The 17,886-nt window shown below is 64.7% G+C and carries 27 protein-coding genes; 2 read left to right on the plus strand and 25 right to left on the minus strand.

Annotated elements, in window-relative coordinates; genetic code table 11:
- Positions 1 to 223: 223 nt before the first annotated feature.
- From rpsK to AC1Q6E_RS00160, 16 genes are all read right to left on the minus strand, one after another.
- Positions 224 to 625 carry a 30S ribosomal protein S11 gene (gene rpsK / locus AC1Q6E_RS00085; RefSeq protein WP_087838298.1) on the minus strand — a complete coding sequence of 134 codons (402 nt, stop codon included), beginning with the start codon at positions 623 to 625 and terminating at the stop codon, positions 224 to 226.
- A gap of 29 nt (positions 626 to 654) precedes the next feature.
- Positions 655 to 1,020 (minus strand): 30S ribosomal protein S13, encoded by a 366-nt coding sequence (gene rpsM / locus AC1Q6E_RS00090; RefSeq protein WP_152793451.1) that lies wholly within the window; start codon positions 1,018 to 1,020, stop codon positions 655 to 657.
- A 42-nt stretch (positions 1,021 to 1,062) separates the two neighbouring features.
- Positions 1,063 to 1,176, minus strand: coding sequence for a 50S ribosomal protein L36 (gene rpmJ / locus AC1Q6E_RS00095; RefSeq protein ID WP_087780027.1), 114 nt, complete (start codon positions 1,174 to 1,176; stop codon positions 1,063 to 1,065).
- A gap of 36 nt (positions 1,177 to 1,212) precedes the next feature.
- On the minus strand, positions 1,213 to 1,431 hold the full coding sequence (gene infA, locus AC1Q6E_RS00100; protein WP_124687634.1) for a translation initiation factor IF-1: 219 nt from the start codon (positions 1,429 to 1,431) through the stop codon (positions 1,213 to 1,215).
- Positions 1,432 to 1,438: 7 nt separating this feature from the next.
- Positions 1,439 to 2,761, minus strand: coding sequence for a preprotein translocase subunit SecY (gene secY / locus AC1Q6E_RS00105; RefSeq protein ID WP_152793452.1), 1,323 nt, complete (start codon positions 2,759 to 2,761; stop codon positions 1,439 to 1,441).
- 17 nt (positions 2,762 to 2,778) lie between these two features.
- Positions 2,779 to 3,210 (minus strand): 50S ribosomal protein L15, encoded by a 432-nt coding sequence (gene rplO, locus AC1Q6E_RS00110; RefSeq protein ID WP_152793453.1) that lies wholly within the window; start codon positions 3,208 to 3,210, stop codon positions 2,779 to 2,781.
- Positions 3,211 to 3,220: 10 nt separating this feature from the next.
- Positions 3,221 to 3,409: a 50S ribosomal protein L30 gene (gene rpmD, locus AC1Q6E_RS00115; RefSeq protein WP_152793454.1), complete on the minus strand. Its 189-nt coding sequence runs from the start codon at positions 3,407 to 3,409 to the stop codon at positions 3,221 to 3,223.
- A gap of 3 nt (positions 3,410 to 3,412) precedes the next feature.
- On the minus strand, positions 3,413 to 3,934 hold the full coding sequence (rpsE, locus tag AC1Q6E_RS00120; protein ID WP_152793455.1) for a 30S ribosomal protein S5: 522 nt from the start codon (positions 3,932 to 3,934) through the stop codon (positions 3,413 to 3,415).
- A gap of 11 nt (positions 3,935 to 3,945) precedes the next feature.
- The gene (rplR, locus tag AC1Q6E_RS00125; protein ID WP_130356784.1) at positions 3,946 to 4,311 is read right to left on the minus strand and encodes a 50S ribosomal protein L18; all 366 of its coding nucleotides are present in this window, start codon (positions 4,309 to 4,311) and stop codon (positions 3,946 to 3,948) included.
- Between the two features lie 18 nt (positions 4,312 to 4,329).
- Positions 4,330 to 4,863 (minus strand): 50S ribosomal protein L6, encoded by a 534-nt coding sequence (gene rplF, locus AC1Q6E_RS00130; protein WP_152793456.1) that lies wholly within the window; start codon positions 4,861 to 4,863, stop codon positions 4,330 to 4,332.
- A gap of 9 nt (positions 4,864 to 4,872) precedes the next feature.
- A complete protein-coding gene (rpsH, locus tag AC1Q6E_RS00135) occupies positions 4,873 to 5,268 on the minus strand; it encodes a 30S ribosomal protein S8 (RefSeq protein WP_152793457.1) in 396 nt (131 codons plus the stop codon).
- Between the two features lie 11 nt (positions 5,269 to 5,279).
- A complete protein-coding gene (rpsN, locus tag AC1Q6E_RS00140) occupies positions 5,280 to 5,585 on the minus strand; it encodes a 30S ribosomal protein S14 (RefSeq protein WP_087838307.1) in 306 nt (101 codons plus the stop codon).
- Positions 5,586 to 5,596: 11 nt separating this feature from the next.
- Entirely contained in the window at positions 5,597 to 6,136 is a 540-nt protein-coding gene (gene rplE, locus AC1Q6E_RS00145; protein ID WP_152793458.1) for a 50S ribosomal protein L5, read from the minus strand.
- A 15-nt stretch (positions 6,137 to 6,151) separates the two neighbouring features.
- Positions 6,152 to 6,469, minus strand: a complete 318-nt coding sequence (gene rplX, locus AC1Q6E_RS00150; protein WP_152793459.1) for a 50S ribosomal protein L24 — start codon at positions 6,467 to 6,469, stop codon at positions 6,152 to 6,154.
- Positions 6,470 to 6,479: 10 nt separating this feature from the next.
- Entirely contained in the window at positions 6,480 to 6,848 is a 369-nt protein-coding gene (gene rplN, locus AC1Q6E_RS00155) for a 50S ribosomal protein L14 (protein ID WP_087780015.1), read from the minus strand.
- A 266-nt stretch (positions 6,849 to 7,114) separates the two neighbouring features.
- A complete protein-coding gene (locus AC1Q6E_RS00160) occupies positions 7,115 to 8,104 on the minus strand; it encodes a LysR family transcriptional regulator (RefSeq protein ID WP_492572008.1) in 990 nt (329 codons plus the stop codon).
- Positions 8,105 to 8,213: 109 nt separating this feature from the next.
- Between AC1Q6E_RS00160 and AC1Q6E_RS00165 the strand changes: the two genes are divergently transcribed.
- On the plus strand, positions 8,214 to 9,392 hold the full coding sequence (locus AC1Q6E_RS00165) for an MFS transporter (RefSeq protein ID WP_152793461.1): 1,179 nt from the start codon (positions 8,214 to 8,216) through the stop codon (positions 9,390 to 9,392).
- 61 nt (positions 9,393 to 9,453) lie between these two features.
- On the opposite strand, the gene AC1Q6E_RS00170 is transcribed toward AC1Q6E_RS00165, so the two are convergent.
- Together AC1Q6E_RS00170 and AC1Q6E_RS00175 are read right to left on the minus strand one after the other, a co-directional pair.
- Positions 9,454 to 10,404 carry a dioxygenase family protein gene (locus tag AC1Q6E_RS00170; protein WP_492572009.1) on the minus strand — a complete coding sequence of 317 codons (951 nt, stop codon included), beginning with the start codon at positions 10,402 to 10,404 and terminating at the stop codon, positions 9,454 to 9,456.
- A 40-nt stretch (positions 10,405 to 10,444) separates the two neighbouring features.
- Positions 10,445 to 11,965, minus strand: coding sequence for a glucan biosynthesis protein G (locus AC1Q6E_RS00175; RefSeq protein WP_296556688.1), 1,521 nt, complete (start codon positions 11,963 to 11,965; stop codon positions 10,445 to 10,447).
- Between the two features lie 447 nt (positions 11,966 to 12,412).
- Here AC1Q6E_RS00175 and bglX point away from each other — a divergent pair, with 447 nt between their 5' ends.
- Positions 12,413 to 14,704, plus strand: coding sequence for a beta-glucosidase BglX (gene bglX / locus AC1Q6E_RS00180; RefSeq protein ID WP_492572010.1), 2,292 nt, complete (start codon positions 12,413 to 12,415; stop codon positions 14,702 to 14,704).
- Between the two features lie 19 nt (positions 14,705 to 14,723).
- On the opposite strand, the gene cynS is transcribed toward bglX, so the two are convergent.
- The 7 genes from cynS to rpsS all read right to left on the minus strand — a co-directional run bounded on the left by cynS (position 14,724) and on the right by rpsS (position 17,883).
- A complete protein-coding gene (cynS, locus tag AC1Q6E_RS00185; protein WP_152794666.1) occupies positions 14,724 to 15,167 on the minus strand; it encodes a cyanase in 444 nt (147 codons plus the stop codon).
- Positions 15,168 to 15,518: 351 nt separating this feature from the next.
- Positions 15,519 to 15,782 (minus strand): 30S ribosomal protein S17, encoded by a 264-nt coding sequence (rpsQ, locus tag AC1Q6E_RS00190; RefSeq protein ID WP_152793464.1) that lies wholly within the window; start codon positions 15,780 to 15,782, stop codon positions 15,519 to 15,521.
- A 2-nt stretch (positions 15,783 to 15,784) separates the two neighbouring features.
- Positions 15,785 to 15,976 carry a 50S ribosomal protein L29 gene (gene rpmC / locus AC1Q6E_RS00195; RefSeq protein WP_087838317.1) on the minus strand — a complete coding sequence of 64 codons (192 nt, stop codon included), beginning with the start codon at positions 15,974 to 15,976 and terminating at the stop codon, positions 15,785 to 15,787.
- A 10-nt stretch (positions 15,977 to 15,986) separates the two neighbouring features.
- Positions 15,987 to 16,403 carry a 50S ribosomal protein L16 gene (gene rplP, locus AC1Q6E_RS00200; RefSeq protein WP_087780002.1) on the minus strand — a complete coding sequence of 139 codons (417 nt, stop codon included), beginning with the start codon at positions 16,401 to 16,403 and terminating at the stop codon, positions 15,987 to 15,989.
- A gap of 2 nt (positions 16,404 to 16,405) precedes the next feature.
- Positions 16,406 to 17,263 carry a 30S ribosomal protein S3 gene (rpsC, locus tag AC1Q6E_RS00205; protein WP_152793465.1) on the minus strand — a complete coding sequence of 286 codons (858 nt, stop codon included), beginning with the start codon at positions 17,261 to 17,263 and terminating at the stop codon, positions 16,406 to 16,408.
- A gap of 9 nt (positions 17,264 to 17,272) precedes the next feature.
- Complete coding sequence (rplV, locus tag AC1Q6E_RS00210) at positions 17,273 to 17,602, minus strand: 50S ribosomal protein L22 (protein WP_152793466.1); 330 nt, start codon at positions 17,600 to 17,602, stop codon at positions 17,273 to 17,275.
- Between the two features lie 5 nt (positions 17,603 to 17,607).
- Entirely contained in the window at positions 17,608 to 17,883 is a 276-nt protein-coding gene (gene rpsS / locus AC1Q6E_RS00215; protein WP_152793467.1) for a 30S ribosomal protein S19, read from the minus strand.
- Positions 17,884 to 17,886: the final 3 nt, after the last annotated feature.

Consider the following 17,886-nt stretch of genomic DNA (forward strand, 5'->3'; position numbering starts at 1 on the left):
TCTTACTCGGCGCACCCGACCCATGCCGGCTGCGCCCCCATAAAACAATGAAACTACGTACTGCAAACAGCAAAGCCCACCATTCTACCGCGCTTTGCCCCGGCCCCCTAGGCAACGTTGCCCAACGGGCAACGAGCCAAGCGATCCAGGATGCGGTGGATCCGGCTCCGCCGGTCCACCCGCATCGCCCCCTGGGGGGCGCGCGAAGCGCGTAGGGAGGGGCCTAGATCCTTCTGCGCTTCGGCGGACGGCAGCCGTTGTGCGGCACCGGCGTGATGTCGGCGATGCTGGAGATCTTGATGCCCAGGGCGTTCAGGGCGCGAACCGACGATTCGCGGCCGGGGCCGGGGCCCTTGATACGCACTTCCAGCGTCTTGATGCCGTATTCCATCGCCACGCGACCAGCGGACTCCGCCGCGACCTGGGCCGCGAACGGGGTGGACTTGCGCGAGCCCTTGAAGCCTGCGCCGCCCGACGTCGCCCACGACAGGGCATTGCCCTGGCGATCGGTGATCGTGATGATGGTGTTGTTGAAGGACGCGTGAACGTGCGCAATGCCGTCCGAGACGTTCTTCTTGACTTTCTTGCGAACGCGCTGGGCGCCGCTGTTCGGGGATTTCGCCATTTCTGAATCCTTGACTGGCTGTCAGCCGATTACTTTTTGAGCGAGGCAGCGGCGCGACGCGGGCCCTTGCGGGTGCGAGCGTTCGTGCGGGTCCGCTGGCCACGCACGGGCAGGCCGCGCTTATGGCGGAAACCACGATACGAGCCGAGGTCGATCAGACGCTTGATCGACAGTTGGATTTCACGACGCAGATCGCCTTCGACGGTGAAGGTGTTGATCTGTTCGCGAATCCGCTCGAGTTCGGCGTCGTTCAGATCCTTGACCTTCTTGTCGACGGCGACGCCGGCCACTTCGCAAATCTTGCGAGCGCGCGAACGGCCGATGCCGAAGATAGCCGTCAGACCGATTTCGGTGTGCTGATGCGGCGGAATGTTGATGCCAGCGATACGGGCCATAACGTTTCCTTGAATACCTTTAGCGTAGAACCGAGCCTAGGCTCAGCCCTGACGTTGCTTGTGGCGCGGGTCGGTGCAGATGATCCGCACTACGCCCTTGCGCTTGATGACCTTGCAGTTCCGGCAAATTGCTTTGACCGATGCCATTACTTTCATGATTGACTCCTAATTCTTACCCGGCAAGCCCGAGGCTTACTTCGAGCGGAACACGATTCTTGCTCGCGATAGATCGTATGGCGTCAGTTCGACTGTCACACGATCCCCCGGCAGGATGCGGATATAGTTCATCCGCATTTTCCCCGAGATATGTCCCAGGACGACATGGCCATTCTCGAGCTTTACACGAAACGTCGCATTGGGCAGGTTTTCCACGACCTCGCCCTGCATCTGGATAACGTCGTCTTTGGACATTTTCTCGTTACCGCACCGGTAGATTTCCGCCCTTGAAGTTCGCTTTCTTGAGCAGAGAATCATATTGGTGCGACATCACGTATGCCTGCACCTGGGCCATGAAATCCATCGTGACCACAACGATAATCAGCAAAGACGTACCACCGAAGTAGAACGGCACATTCCACCGCAGGACCAGGAACTCCGGCAGCAGGCACACCAACGTGATGTAGATGGCGCCGCAGAACGTCAGGCGCATCAGTATCTTGTCGATGTACCGCGCGGTCTGCTCGCCCGGACGGATACCCGGAACGAACGCGCCGCTCTTCTTCAGGTTGTCGGCGGTCTCGCGGCTATTGAACACGAGCGCCGTATAGAAGAAGCAGAAGAACACGATCGCAATGGCATACAGCGTGATGTACAGCGGCTGCCCGGGCGACAACGCGGCGGCCAGGTCCTTCAGCCAGCGCAGTCCGTCGCCGCTCGAAAACCAGCTGACCACCGTAGCCGGGAACAGAATGATCGACGATGCGAAGATCGGCGGAATCACCCCGGCCATGTTCAGCTTCAGCGGCAGATGCGAGCTTTGTCCGCCATACACCCGGTTGCCCACCTGGCGCTTGGCGTAGTTGACGACGATCTTGCGCTGTCCGCGTTCCACGAACACCACGAAAGCCGTCACCAGCACCACCAGCACGACGATGAACAACGCCGACAGCACGGCCATCGCACCCGTATTGACCAGCTCGAACAGCCCGGCCAACGCGTGCGGCAGTCCAGCCGCGATACCCGAGAAAATCAGGATCGAGATCCCGTTGCCCAGGCCCCGCTCGGTGATCTGCTCACCCAGCCACATCAGGAACATCGTTCCCGTGACGAGCGAAATCATCGTGGTGGCCCGGAACATCAGGCCAGGATCGATGACCAGCCCGGGCTGCGATTCCAGCGCGACCGAGATGCCTACCGACTGCACCAGCGCCAGCGCCAGCGTACCGTAGCGCGTGTACTGCGTAATCTTGCGCCGCCCGGCCTCGCCTTCCTTCTTGATCGCTTCCAACGACGGCACGATGACCGTCATCAGCTGCATGATGATCGACGCCGAGATATACGGCATGATCCCCAATGCAAAGATCGAGAAACGCGAAAGCGCACCGCCCGAGAACATGTTGAACAGGCCCAGAATTCCGCCCTGGTTCTGATGGAACAGGGAAGTCAACTGGACCGGATCGATCCCGGGAACAGGGATGTGCGTACCGATCCGGTACACCACCAGGGCGAGCAACAGGAAGACCAGCCGGCGCTTCAGGTCGCCATACTTGCCGGTCTTGCCCAGTGCGTTCGCATTAGCCAAAGCTCAGTCCTCGGTTATCAGACCAGGGAGCCGCCGGCGGCTTCGATCGCCGCCTTGGCACCGACCGTCGCCGTCATGCCCTTGAGCACCACCTTGCGGGTGAGCTCGCCGGTCTTGATGACCTTGACGTAGCGGACCTGCTGGCCGACCACGCCGGCCTGCTTCAGCGCCTGCACGTCGATCTCGTCGACCGGCAGGGCTTGCAGTTCGGACAGGCGGACCTGCGCATACAGGTGCTGGTCCAGCGACTTGAAGCCGCGCTTGGGCAGCCGGCGCTGCAGCGGCATCTGGCCGCCTTCGAAACCGACCTTGTGGAAGCCACCCGAACGGGACTTCTGTCCCTTGTGGCCACGACCGGCGGTCTTGCCGAGGCCGGAGCCGATACCACGACCGACACGGCGCTTGGCGTGCTTGGCGCCTTCGGCGGGCTTGAGCGTATTGAGTTGCATGCTAGACCTCTCAGGCTTCCGACACGGTGATCAGATACGACACCTTGCGGATCATGCCGCGCACTTCGGGCGTGTCGACCAGGACGCGCGAGCTGTTCAGGCCGCGCAACCCCAGGCCACGGATCGTGGCGCGGTGCGATTCGGGCGTTCCGATGGGGGAACGCACGAGCGTCACTTTGACGTTTTTCTTCGTCGTCATGGCTTACCCCAGGATCTCTTCGACCGACTTGCCGCGCTTGGCGGCGACGTCGGCCGGAGTCGAGCTTGCGCTCAGACCGTTGAGCGTCGCGCGGACCAGGTTGTACGGGTTGGTCGAGCCGAGGCTCTTGGCCACCACGTTACGCACACCCAGCACGTCGAAAATCGCGCGCATCGGGCCACCGGCGATCACGCCGGTACCTTCGACGGCGGGCGAGATCAGAACGGTCGAGGCGCCGTGCTTGCCGACCACGTTGTGGTGCAGGGTGCCGTTCTTCAGCGGCACCTTGACCATCTTGCGGCGGGCTTCTTCCATGGCTTTCTGGACGGCGACCGGGACTTCCCGGGCCTTGCCCTTGCCCATGCCGACGCGACCGTCGCCATCGCCGACCACCGTCAGCGCTGCGAAACCGAGGATACGACCGCCCTTCACGACTTTCGTGACGCGGTTGACGGCAATCATCTTCTCGCGAAGACCGTCGTCGCGCTCCTCAGCCGCTGCATTCTTACCTTGCATCTTGGCCATGTAATCCTCGCTTAAAACTTCAGGCCGGCTTCACGCGCGGCATCAGCCAGGGCCTTGACGCGGCCGTGGTAGCGAAAACCGCTGCGATCGAACGCGACGGTCTCGATACCGGCGGCCTTGGCCTTCTCGGCCACGCGCTTGCCCACCAGGGTTGCTGCGGCCACGTTACCGCCCTTGCCCGAATCGCCAGCCAGTTGCTGACGGACTTCGGGTTCGACGGTCGAGGCACTGACCAGCACCTTATCGCCTTCAGGCGAAATGATGTTTGCGTAGATGTGCAGGTTGGTGCGGAACACCGAAAGGCGATGCACACGCAACTCGGCGATCTTTCGGCGGGTAGGTACCGCACGACGCAAACGAGCTTGCTTCTTGTCCATGATTCGTCCTTGCCCGCCTTATTTCTTCTTGGTCTCTTTGATGATGACCCGCTCGTCCGCATAGCGCACGCCCTTGCCCTTGTAGGGTTCGGGAGAGCGGTAGGCGCGGATTTCTGCGGCCACCTGACCAACCTGTTGCTTGTTGGCGCCCTTGACGATCACTTCCGTCTGCGTGGGGCACTCAACCTTCACGCCGGCAGGCATCTGATGCACGACATCGTGCGAGAAGCCGAGCTGCAGCTTGACGGCATCGCCCTGCGCCTGGGCACGGTAGCCCACGCCAACCAGGGTCAGCTTGCGCTCGAAACCCTTGCTGACGCCGGTCACCATGTTGTTGACCAGTGCCCGGACGGTACCGGACATGGCCTTGGCTTCACGGCTGTCGTTGGCAGCGACGAAAGTCAGCTTGCCGGCATCCAGCGCGATCGTGACCTGACCGGTCAGAGGCTGGACCAGCGTGCCCAGGGGGCCCTTGACGGTGATCTGGTCAGCGGCGATCGTGGCTTCGACGCCCTTGGGCAGCTCGACGGGATATTTAGCTATACGCGACATGTCGACTCCTTACGCCACGTAGCAGAGGACCTCGCCGCCCACGCCATTGGCGCGTGCCTTGCGATCGGTCATCACGCCACGGGAGGTGGACACGATGGTCACGCCCAGGCCGTTCATTACCTGGGGAATGGAATGACGTCCCTTGTAGATACGCAGGCCAGGCTTCGAGACGCGTTCGATGCGCTCGATGACCGGACGGCCGGCGTAGTACTTCAGGGAGATTTCGAGTTCAGGTTTGCCATCATTGGCCTTGACCTCGAAACTGTCGATGTAGCCCTCGTCCTTCAGCACGGTGGCAATCGCCACCTTCAGCTTCGAGGAGGGCATGGACACGGACGCCTTATCTACGCGCTGCGCATTGCGGATGCGCGTCAGCATATCGGCGATCGGATCGCTCATGCTCATGAATGACTCTCCTACCAGCTGGCCTTGGTCATGCCCGGAACTTCACCGCGCATAGCCATCTCGCGCAGTTTGTTACGAGCCAGACCGAACTTGCGAAACACGCCACGGGGGCGACCGGTCACCGCGCAACGATTGCGCTGGCGGGTGGGGTTGGCGTTACGGGGCAGTTGCTGAATCTTCAGCCGAGCCTGGTAACGTTCTTCGTCCGACTTGGACGCATCGTCGACGATAGCCTGGAGCGCGGCACGCTTGGCGGCATACTTGGCCGCCAGCTTGGCACGCTTGATATCGCGGTTGATGAGTGAAAGCTTAGCCACTATTTCACCCCTTAATTACGGAACGGGAAGCGGAAGGCCGACAGCAGCGCCTTGGCTTCTTCATCGGTCTTGGCCGTGGTCGTGATGCTGATGTTCAGCCCACGAAGCGTGTCGATCTTGTCGTACTCGATCTCGGGGAAGATGATCTGTTCTTTCACACCGATGTTGTAGTTGCCGCGACCGTCGAAAGCACGGCCGGACACGCCACGGAAATCGCGCACGCGCGGCAGCGCGACGCTGATCAGGCGATCGAGGAATTCGTACATGCGGGCGCCACGCAGGGTCACCATGCAGCCGATCGGATAGTTCTCGCGGATCTTGAAACCGGCGATAGCCTTGCGCGACTTGGTCACGACCGGCTTCTGGCCGGCGATCTTGGTCAGGTCGCCAGTGGCGTGCTCGATGACCTTCTTGTCGGCAACCGCTTCCGAGACACCCATGTTCAGGGTGATCTTGGTGATGCGGGGCACTTCCATCACGCTCTTGTACGAGAACTGCTTGGTCAGGTCGACAACGACCTTCTCGCGGTAAAACTCTTGAAGACGGGCCATTATGTTTGCTCCCGCTTACGCTTTCGTCGCAATGGCTTCGCCATTGGAACGGAAAACGCGCACATTCTTGCCGTCGACTTTCTTGACGCCCACGCGATCGGCCTTGCCGGTGGCGGAGTTGAAAATCGCCACGTTGGACACGTGGATGGGCATGGTCTTGTCGATGATGCCGCCAGGCTGGTTGGCCATCGGATTCGGCTTCACATTTTTCTTGACGACGTTGATGCCTTCGACCAGGACGCGGTCTTCGGCAACGCTCAGCACGACGCCGCGCTTGGCCTTGTCCTTGCCGGTCAGGACGACGACTTCGTCACCCTTGCGAATCTTGTTCATCGCGGCCCCTTTACAGCACTTCGGGCGCCAGCGACACGATCTTCATGAAACGCTCGGTACGCAGTTCACGCGTAACGGGTCCGAAGATGCGAGTGCCGATGGGCTCGAGCTTGGCATTGAGCAATACGGCGGCATTGCCACCGAAACGGATCAGCGAACCGTCCTTGCGACGGACGCCCTTGGCGGTACGAACCACCACGGCGTTGTAGATTTCGCCTTTTTTCACGCGCCCGCGCGGGGCCGCATCCTTGACGCTCACTTTGATGACGTCGCCGATGCCGGCGTAGCGGCGCTTGGAGCCGCCGAGCACCTTGATGCACATAACCGAGCGCGCACCGGTGTTGTCGGCCACGTCCAACGTGGTCTGCATTTGAATCATGGTTTACCCTGTTCCAACTTAACCCGAAATGCCCGACGCAAGCGCCAGACCCTCCGATCAGTTTTGGTCCCGTCAGGCGGCAATGCGACTTGCGCACCCTGGGTTGAAATTCCGAAGCGGACACCGCAAGGATGCGATGCCAGGCCACTTACTTTTCTGACACTACCCACTTCTGGAGCAAAAACCCAGAAGTAAGCCTGCCATCATACCCGGCCAACCATCAATTAGCAAGCCTTTTATCGGGATATCCCCCACACCCCGGCGGCTCATCCGGGACGGGACGAGACCCGGGGCGGGGGCGTGCGTTCCGCGTATCCGAGGTCGACGTTGGCCTGCAGGAAATCCAGCACTGCCCGGGTCCGCGGCGGCAGCCGGCCGGGCTTGCCCACGTAGACGGCATGGATGGGTTCCAGGTCGCCCGCGTTGCAGGACTCCAGCACCGGCACCAGGCGTCCGGCCAACAAGTCTTCCCACGCATGGTAGACCGACAGGCGGGCCAGCCCCACCCCGCTCAGGGCGAGCTTGCGCATCACTTCGCCATCGTTGACCCGGACGATGTCGCCGATCTCCACCTCGACCCTCCGCCCCGCCACCTCGAAGGGCCAGCGCGGCACCTCGCGCCGGTAGTTCCAGCCCAGGCGCAGATGCGCGCCCAGGTCGTCGGGGTGGACGGGGGTGCCGTGGACGGCGAGATAGTCCGGGCTGCCGACGACGACCTGCCGGGTGCGGCCCAGCAGCCGCGCCACCACGTCCGAGACGGGCAGCCGCCCCCAGCGGATCGCGATGTCGACCCCGGCCTCCAGCAGGTCCACCACCTGGTCGGTAAAGCTGAGATCCAGCCTCAACCCGGGATGCGCCGCCAGCAGGCGGGGGACCAGCGGGCCCAGCAGGGTTTGTCCGGTCGACGTGCTGGCGGTGATGCGCACCAGGCCCCGGGGCTCGGCCTGCCCCGCCACCGAGGTCTCCAGCTCGTCCAGGTCGGCCAGGACGCGCTTGCCCTGCTCATAGTATTGGGTGCCTTCCGCCGTCAGCAGGATCCGTCTCGTGCTGCGTTGCAACAATTGCACTCCCAGCCGAGCCTCCAGGCGGGACATCACCTTGCTCACCGCCGAAGGCGAGATACCCAGCCTGCGGGCGGCGGCGGACAGGCTGCCGCGCTCGGCCACCAGCACGAAGGTCTCCAGTTCGCCCGACCGGTTGGCGTCCGCCGGGGCCGGCGCGGCGCGATTCCGGGCGGTCTTGTCGAAAGACGGCATCCTTTTCCTTGAAGGAACAAATGTCGTTCCATTATTCCAGCTACACAAAGATCGGGCCAGGTCCCACAGTGTTGCTTCCCGGACGCAATCCGTTCACAGGACATGGACCATGCCACTCTCTCTTCTGGCGCTGGCCGCCGGTGCCTTCGGCATCGGCACCACGGAATTCATTATCATGGGCTTGCTGACCCAGGTCGGCACGGACCTGGGCATCACCCTTCCCACCGCGGGCACGCTGATCTCGGGCTACGCGATCGGTGTCGCCGTGGGCGCGCCCGTGCTGACGCTGCTGACCCGCAACTGGCCGCGCAAGCGGCTGCTGCTGTCCCTGATGCTCATCTTCATCGCCGGCAACGTCGCGGCCGCCGCGGCGCCCGGCTATGGCTGGCTGATGGCCGCGCGCATGCTGACCTCGCTCACGCACGGCACCTTCTTCGGCGTGGGCGCGGTGGTCGCGACCGGCCTGGTTCCGCCCCACAAACGCGCCTCGGCCATCGCCCTGATGTTCTCGGGCCTGACGCTGGCCACCCTGCTGGGCGTTCCCGCCGGGGCCTGGATCGGCCAGCACTTCGGCTGGCGCTCGGCGTTCATCGCGGTGGCCGCGGTGGGCGTGGCCGCCTACGCCATCCTGGCCCTGTTCGTGCCACGCGACCAGGGCCGCCCCCCGCTCTCGCCGCTGGGCCAGGAACTGGCCGTGCTGGGCCGCGCCCCGGTCTGGGTGGGGCTGGGGGTCACCGTATTCGGGTTCGCCGGCCTGTTCGCGCTCTATACCTATATCGAGCCGCTGCTCAGGCAGGTCACCGGCATGAGCGACAACCTGGTCGCGGTCACGCTGCTGCTGTTCGGCGCGGGCCTGGCCGCCGGCAACCTGCTGGGTGGACGCATGGCCGACCGCGGCGTCATGCCGGCGTTGCTGCTGACCACCGCCGGACTGATGGCGGCGCTCGCACTCGGCCCCTGGGCCTTCGCCCAGCCCTTGGTGGCCATGGCCTACACCGTCGCGCTGGGCACCGTGGCCTTCGCCACCGTCGCCCCCATGCAGATGCGCGTGCTGCAGCAAGCCGGCCCCGCCGGCGCCACCCTGGTCTCCAGCCTGAACATCGCCGCCTTCAACCTGGGCAACGCCCTGGGCGCGTGGACGGGAGGCCTGGCCTTGTCGGGCCTGGGGCTGCGGTCGGTGGGCTGGGCCGGCGCCGCGCTCACGGGCGTGGGCCTGCTGCTGGCGCTGTGGAGCGCCCGGATGCCGGCCTCGGTGCCCGCCATCGGTCCCGCGCAACAGAGCCTGTGACGAAGCATGCCGCTACGCGGCGGCGCCCTCCCAGGAGCGTGCTTTCATCCCGGGACGGCCGTCAGGGCCGCCGCGCCAGCACCGTCGGCACCGGCCGCTCGCCGTCCGCCTTGCCGGTGATGGGCGGCCGGGGCAGCCTGGCCTCGCCGGGCTCGATCACGAAATGGTGGTCCATCGAATACCACTTGCCCCGCACCGACGGATCGGGCGCCGGCTCGGTGGCGCCGTCGTGCAGCACGTACCGCCCCACCAGCGCCTGCGTGACGCCGAACTGCACGTCGGTCTCCAGATTGGGATCGTCGCTGGAATAGACCTGCGAGAACTGGGTCTTGAAGCCCGGCTTGTGGATCATGAAGTGGATATGGGCCGGACGCATGTTGTGCCGGCCCTGGGCCTGGATCAGTTCGCCCACGGGGCCGGTCACCGGTATGGGATAGCCGGCTGGCTTGATGCTGCTGAACGCGATGCGGCCGTCGCCGTCGGTGGCGAATTTGCCGCGCAGGTTCATGTCGCCCTGCGCCGGATCCTGGTTCTCGTAGAAGCCTTCGGTCGAACTGTGCCATACATCAACCTCGGCGCCTTCGACCGGGCGGCCTTCACGGTCGCGCACCCAGGCCTGGACGAACACCGGATCGCCCGGCGTGGGAGACCGCACTATGGACCCGCCGCTGGGGGTCTCCGGCGCCCCCATCCGCCAGAACGGCCCCATCAGGTTGGCGGTGGTCTCGGTCTGGCCACCGTCGCCGTTGTTGAGCAGACAGACCAGCGAGGACAGCCCCAGCGAACCGGCCGCCAGCACCACCTCGTTGTGCGAAGCAGTCGTCGCTTGCCCCAGCCGCGCGATCACCCCGCACAACTGGTGGAACTCCGATTCGGTCAGCCGCGCCTCGCGCGCGAAGGCATGCAGGTGGCGGATGCCCGCCGACAGGATCTCGCGGAATCGCGCATCAGGCGCGCGGGCGGCCTCGGCCAGCACCGCGCGGGTGACGTCTTCCTGGTTCTTGATGATCATGGTGGGTCCGTCGGGAAACTCGGCTTGCGGACCCTCCAGATTACCGCGCCTGCAGTTGATAGCTCCAGGTCTCGGTCAATGCCCGGCTGCCTTCGACCAGCGCGGCGCGCATCTCGACCGGCCGCTTCGGATCCTTGACCTTGACCCGCAGCGTCAGGCGCCAGCCCTGGATGGCCGGATTGCGCTGCAGGACGTTCTCGATCAACTCGCCGTTGTCGCCCACGCTGACCTCGGCGCCCACCGACGCGTCGGACGGCAGCCGCGCCAGCACCGGCCCCTCGAAGTCGACGATCAGGGCCGTGCTGCCGTCCAGGTGGCGGATCAGGTTGGCCTGGCGGATCTCGCCGTCGGTGCGCAAGGTCTGCTTGACCCAGCCCACGTCCTTCTCGATCAGCGCGGGTTCGTTCATCGTCCAGTGGATGCGGTAGTCGTGGCGCATGGGCTGTCCCTTGGGCGGCAGCACGTCGGGCGTCCAGAACGCGACGATGTTGTCATTGGTCTCGTCCGCCGTCGGGATCTCGACCAGCTCCACCTTGCCCGGCCCCCAGTTCCCCCTGGGCTCTATCCACGCGCTGGGACGCAGGTCGTAGCGGTCGGCCAGGTCCTCGTAGCGAGAGAACTCGTGCCCCCGCTGCAGCAGGCCGAAGCCCTTGGGATCGGTCACCTGGAAGGAACTGACCGACAGCGCGGGCGGATTGTTCAGGGGCCGCCACAGCCATTCGCCGCTGCCGGCATGGATCGCCAGGCCATTGGAGTCATGCAGCGCCGGACGGAAGTTGTTGCCCCGCACGCCCTGGTTCGGTCCGTACAGGAACATGCTGGTCAGCGGCGCGACGCCCAGCTTGTTGATCTGGCCGCGCAGGAACACGCGCGACTCGACGTCCAGCACCGCGTCCTCGCCCGGGCGCAGCACGAAGCGGTAGGCGCCGGTGGCGCGCGGCGAATCCATCAGCGCGTAGATCACCAGGAAGCGGTCCTGCGGCCTGGGCCGCTCGATCCAGAATTCTCGGAAGCGCGGGAACTCCTCGGCCATGCCATCCTTCCACGCGGTGTCCAGCGCCAGGCCGCGCGCCGACAGGCCATACACCTGGCCCTTGCCGATCACCCGGAAATAGCTCGCGCCCAACATGCTCATGATCTCGTCGTGCACGCCGTCGCGATTGATGGGGTAGAGCACGCGAAAGCCCGCGTAACCCAGGTTGCGCGTCGCGCCGGCGTCGAAGGACAGTCCGCCGAAATCGAACTTGGCGGGGTCGTACTTGATCTCGTGGACCTGGCCGTCGACCACTTCGTTGATGCCGACCGGCGTGGAGAAATGCATGCCCTGGTGATAGAACGCCAGCCTGAACGGTGTATCGCGATCGTGCCACTCGAATTGGTCGCGGCGCGGCTGGATGCGCAGATAGTCGGCGAACTGCATCGCGCTGAAGGCCGGCGGCAGGTTGCTGACCGGCGCCTGGTAGGCGTGGTCGGCAAGCGTCCTGGCCCGCGCCGTCACGTCGTCGAGCGAAAAGGCGTGCGCCGCGGCCGCGCCCAGCAAGGACAACAAGACCGTGGCGATCCCGAGCGCGGCAGGCGCGAACCTGTTGCGCGCGAAGCTGGCTACGTCTGCAAAACCCACTGCTTTCTCCCTGGAACGATGTGGACGATGAAACTCCGAGTCGGGTTACGACCACGGCAAGGCCCAATGATTCCTTTGCCGTGGCCGGCTGGACGGCCGCGGTTGTAACAAGCCGTCTGGCGCGCCACCGCCCGCGCGGTCCGGGCGAAACGGAAAGTATCACAGCCGGCCGCCGCGCCAGGGCGCGCGGGCGCAGAATCGCGCGGTGCGCCCGTACAATCGGGCGACCCTCCGCGGCACCGCGAGTCCCGCATCGCCGCGCCCCAGGCCCGCCCCATGGAGGACGACCACTTGGCGCCAAGCTCTTCCCATCGATTCCGCCTTCTCCGCAACCTCCCTCTCTCCCTGCCCCGCGTCCCGCGCGGGATGGCCCGCGCCGCAGGGCCGATGGCCGCGCGGCTCGCCCTGGGGCTGTGCGCCGTCCTGCTTTCTCCGGGCACCCGGGCCGCGCCCGACCCGGCGCTGCTGAACGACAAGCCGGCCTTCATTGCCGACCTGATGTCGCAGATGACGCTGGACGAGAAGATCGGCCAATTGCGCCTGATCAGCATCGGCCCCGACATGCCGCGCGAGAAAATCGCCGGGGAAATCGCCGCTGGCCGCATAGGCGGGACGTTCAACTCGGTGGTCCATGCCGATAACCGCATGATGCAGGATGCCGCCAGGAAGAGCCGCCTCCGGATTCCGCTGTTCTTCGCCTATGACGTCGTGCACGGCCACCGGACCATCTTCCCCATCGGCCTGGGCCTGGCGTCGAGCTGGGACATGGGCGCCATCGAGCGCGCCGCGCGCGTGTCCGCCATCGAGGCCGCCGCCGACAGCCTGGACATGACCTTCGCGCCCATGGTGGACATCTCGCGCGATCCGCGCTGGGGCCGCACCTCGGAGGGCTTCGGCGAGGATCCCTACCTCGTCTCGCGCATCGCGCAGGCGACCGTCAAGGGCTACCAGGGCCCGTCACCGGCACGGGCGGACAGCATCATGGCCAGCGTCAAGCATTTCGCGCTATACGGCGCCGTCGAAGGCGGCCGCGACTACAACGTCGTCGACATGAGCCCGCTGCGCATGTATCAGGACTACCTGCCGCCCTACCGCGCGGCCATCGATGCCGGCGCCGGCGGCGTGATGGTGGCGCTGAACTCCATCAACGGCATCCCCGCCAGCGCCAACACCTGGCTGTTGCAGGACCTTCTGCGCAAGGACTGGGGGTTCCGGGGCGTTGCCGTCAGCGACCACGGCGCCATCACCGAACTGGTCCGCCACGGCGTGGCGCGCGACGGGCGCGAGGCCGCGCGGCTGGCCATCAGGGCCGGCGTGGACATGAGCATGGCCGACACCCTGTATCTCCAGGAGCTGCCCGGCCTGGTGAAGTCGGGCGAGGTCAACGTCGCCGAGATCGATCGCTCGGTGCGCAACGTGCTGGGCGCCAAGTACGACATGGGCCTGTTCCACGACCCCTATCTGCGCATCGGCGCCGCCGTCGACGATCCGCCCGATCTCTATGCCGAGGGCCGCATGCATCGCGCGGATGCGCGCGAGCTGGCGCGCAAGGCGCTGGTCCTGCTGGAAAACCGCAATCAGGCCCTGCCGCTGGCCAGGACGGCCGCCGTCGCGCTGGTGGGACCGCTGGCCGATTCGCCGTTGGACATGATGGGCAGTTGGTCGGCGGCAGGCAAGGGCCAGTCCTCGATCACGCTGCGACAAGGCATGGAAGAGGCGATGCGCGGCAAGGGACGCCTCTTGTACGCGCGGGGCGCCAACGTCACCGACGACCCGCGCGTCGTCGATTACCTGAACTTCCTGAACTGGGACCGCAAGGAAGTGTTCCAGGATTCACGTCCGCCCGCCGACATGATCGCCGAGGCGGTCGGCCTCGCCGGGCAGGCCGACGTGATCGTCGCGGCGGTGGGCGAATCGCGCGGCATGTCGCACGAATCCTCCAGCCGCACGCGCCTGGACATCCCCGCCAGCCAGCGCGCCCTGCTGCACGCGCTCAAGGCCACCGGCAAGCCGCTGGTGCTGGTGCTGATGAATGGCCGGCCACTGGACCTGCAATGGGAAAGCGCCAACGCCGACGCCTTGCTCGAGACCTGGTACAGCGGCACCGAGGGCGGCCACGCCATCGCCGACGTACTGTTCGGCGATTACAACCCCGCGGGCAAGCTGCCCATCTCCTTTCCCCGTTCGATCGGCCAGATCCCGACGTACTACAACCACCCCCGCGTGGGCCGGCCCTTCGTCGAGGGCAAGCCGGGCAACTACACCTCGCAGTATTTCGAGGAAAAGAACGGACCGCTCTACCCGTTCGGCTACGGCCTGAGCTATACCGACTTCACGGTGTCCGACATATCCCTGAGCAGCACCCGGATGGAGCGCGGCGGCCGCCTGGCGGCACGGGCGACGGTCGCCAACATCGGCCAGCGCCCGGGAGAAACCGTCGTCCAGCTATACCTTCGCGACGAAACCGCATCGGTCGTGCGTCCGGTCAAGGAACTGCGGGATTTCCGCAGGGTCTCCCTCGCGCCGGGCGAATCCCGCGTCATCCAGTTCGATATCGGGGAGGAAGACCTGAAATTCTTCAACGCCCGGCTGGAACATGTGGCGGAGCCCGGAGAGTTCGAAGTCCAGATCGGGCTGGATTCGCGGGCAGTCCGGAGCCAACGCTTCGAACTGCGATAGCCGGCGCGCGCGGATACGGTCAGTAGGCCTTGTACGGCAGGAATTTCCCGCTCATGACGATCTGCACGCGATCGCCCTTGGGATCGGCCTCGCGCGACAGGTCCATCTTGAAATCGATGGCGCTCATGATGCCGTCGCCGAACTCCTCGTGTATCAGTTCCTTGAAGGTGGTGCCGTACACGCTGACCAGTTCGTAGAATCGATAGATCAGCGGGTCGGTCGGCACGGCGGTCGGCAGCGATCCCTTGTACGGCACGACCTGCAGTTGCAGGACGGCTTCGTCGGGCAGGTCCAGCAGCTTCGCGACGGCCCGTGCCTGCGCCTCGGTCAGGGTCATCTGGCCCAGCAGCGCGGCGGTGCTCCACTCCTTGCTCTGGCCCAGCACCTTGGCGATCTCGGCCCAGCCGAGCTTCTTCTCGATCTTGCGGGAAACGATCAGTTCGGTCACTTCGACGCGGGACATCATGATGCGACGGACTCCTTCTTGGTAGCCTTGCCGACCAGGAAGTCGACCAGGTGGTGGCGGATATCGCGGTTCCAACGAAAGAGTTGTAGTGATCGAACTACGTGGTGCGCAACGCCTATCGTTGGTGCGCGATGCCCCGATACGGGACGCAGATCGTGCTGCCGGGCTCCAGGCTGAGCGCCTGACTGGCCGCTCAGGCACGGTATGCCCGAGCAAAAAGCAAGGTCCGTGCCTTCGCGCGGCAAAACCCTCGCGCGAATACCGACGACACGGACGAAAAAAACCGCCAGAGCCTTGCGACTCGGGCGGTTTCTTCTACAACGCGCTCGCGGCGTCAGTAAAGCGCGCTCAGATGATCCGGGCGGCTTCGACCAGACGGACCACCGACCAGGCCTTGGTCTTGGAAACCGGACGGGTTTCCGAGATCTCGACCAGATCGCCAGTCTTGTACTGGTTGGTTTCGTCGTGAGCGTGGTACTTGGCGGACCGGACGACGATCTTGCCGTACAGCGGATGCTTCACCCGCCGCTCGACCATCACGGTTACCGTCTTGTTCATCTTGTCGCTGACCACACGACCGGTCAGCGTACGCTTCAGGTTGGTTTCGCTCATGTTTACTTCCCGGCTTTCTCGCGCAGCACGGTACGGACGCGCGCGATGTCGCGACGCACCTTGCCGAGCTGGCTGGTATTGGAAAGCTGCTGGGTAGCCAGCTGCATGCGCAGACTGAACTGAGCCCTAAGCAGACCCTCGAGCTCCTTACCGAGCTCGCCGGCGTCTTTCGAACGGAGTTCGCTTGCCTTCATTGCTATCTCCTTACGTTCCGAGATGACGCGTCACGAAGACGGTCGAGATCGGAAGCTTGGCAGCCGCCAGGCGGAACGCCTCGCGCGCCAGTTCTTCGTTGACGCCTTCCATTTCGTACAGCACCTTGCCGGGCTGGATCTCGGCGACCCAGTACTCCGGGTTGCCCTTGCCGTTACCCATACGGACTTCGGCCGGCTTTTGCGAAATCGGCTTGTCCGGGAAGACGCGGATCCAGATACGGCCGCCACGCTTGATGTGGCGGGTGATGGCACGACGGGCCGATTCGATCTGGCGAGCAGTCAGGCGACCACGACCCGTGGCCTTCAAACCGAACTCGCCGAACGAAACGTTGGCGCCGCGCGTAGCCAGGCCGGTATTGCGGCCCTTTTGTTCCTTGCGGTATTTCCTGCGCGATGGCTGCAGCATGCTTATTCTCCGTCTTTGGCAGGCGCGGCCGCATCAGCAGCCGGCTTGCGCGGCGCACGCCGGGCACCACCCTCGGGCGCGGCAGCAGCAACTGCCTCACCTTCGGGCCGGCGGCCGCCACGACCACGACCGGCGCCGGGGCGGTTGTTGCCCGGACGGTCGTTGCGCGGGCCGCGGCGCGGCTTGCGCTCGTCGTCCTTGGTTGCTTCAGGGGCGGCGGCCAGCTCGGCCGAGCCCAGCGTGTCGCCCTTGTAGACCCACACCTTGATGCCGATCAGACCATAGGTCGTACCGGCTTCGGACGTGCCGTAGTCGATGTTGGCGCGCAGGGTGTGCAGCGGCACACGGCCTTCGCGGTACCACTCGGTACGGGCGATCTCGATACCGTTCAGGCGACCGGCGCTCATGATCTTGATGCCCTGGGCGCCGAGGCGCATGGCATTCTGCATGGCGCGCTTCATCGCCCGGCGGAACATGATGCGCTTTTCGAGCTGCTGGGCGATCGAGTCGGCGATCAGCTGGGCATCGACTTCCGGCTTGCGGATTTCTTCGATGTTGACGTGCACGGGCACGCCCATCAGACGCTGCAGATCAGCCTTCAGGATCTCGATGTCCTCGCCCTTCTTGCCGATCACGACGCCCGGACGAGCCGAGTAAACCGTGACGCGTGCATTCTTGGCCGGACGCTCGATGATCACGCGGCCCACCGAAGCGCCTTTCAGCTTCTTCTTCAGGTACTCGCGGACCTTGATGTCTTCCGCCAGCATGCCGGCATAGGCGCTTCCGCTGGCGAACCAGCGCGAAGACCAGTTGCGGCTGACCGAGAGACGGAACCCGGTCGGGTGAATTTTCTGTCCCATCGTGGCTCCTTAGCTACCGACTTTGACCACGATGTGGCAAGTCTGCTTCTCGATCTTGACGCCCCGGCCCTTCGCGCGGGCATCGAAACGCTTGAGCGACGTGCCCTTGTCGACGTAGATGGTTTTCACCTTCAGCTCGTCGATATCGGCACCGTCGTTGTGCTCGGCATTCGCGATGGCGGATTCGACCGCCTTCTTGATGATGCCGGCGGACTTCTTGGGCGTGAACGTCAGAATGTTGATGGCCTGGGCCACCGACTTGCCGCGGATCATATCCGCGACCAGACGGGCCTTCTGGGCCGACACGCGTACGCCACGAACAATCGCAGTGGTTTCCATCGCGCTTACCTCTTGGCCTTCTTGTCCGCCGCATGACCCTTGAACGTACGGGTCAGCGCGAACTCGCCGAGTTTGTGGCCGACCATGTTCTCGTTGATATACACGGGAACATGCTGGCGACCGTTGTGAACCGCGATCGTCAGACCGATGAACTCGGGGAGGATCGTGGAACGACGCGACCAGGTCTTGATCGGGCGCTTGTCTTTTCCGGCCGTGGCCGACTCAACCTTCTTCAGAAGGTGCAGGTCGACAAACGGGCCCTTTTTAATAGAACGTGACATGGC

Source organism: Pigmentiphaga sp. MLSB6-MA01, assembly GCF_058793475.1.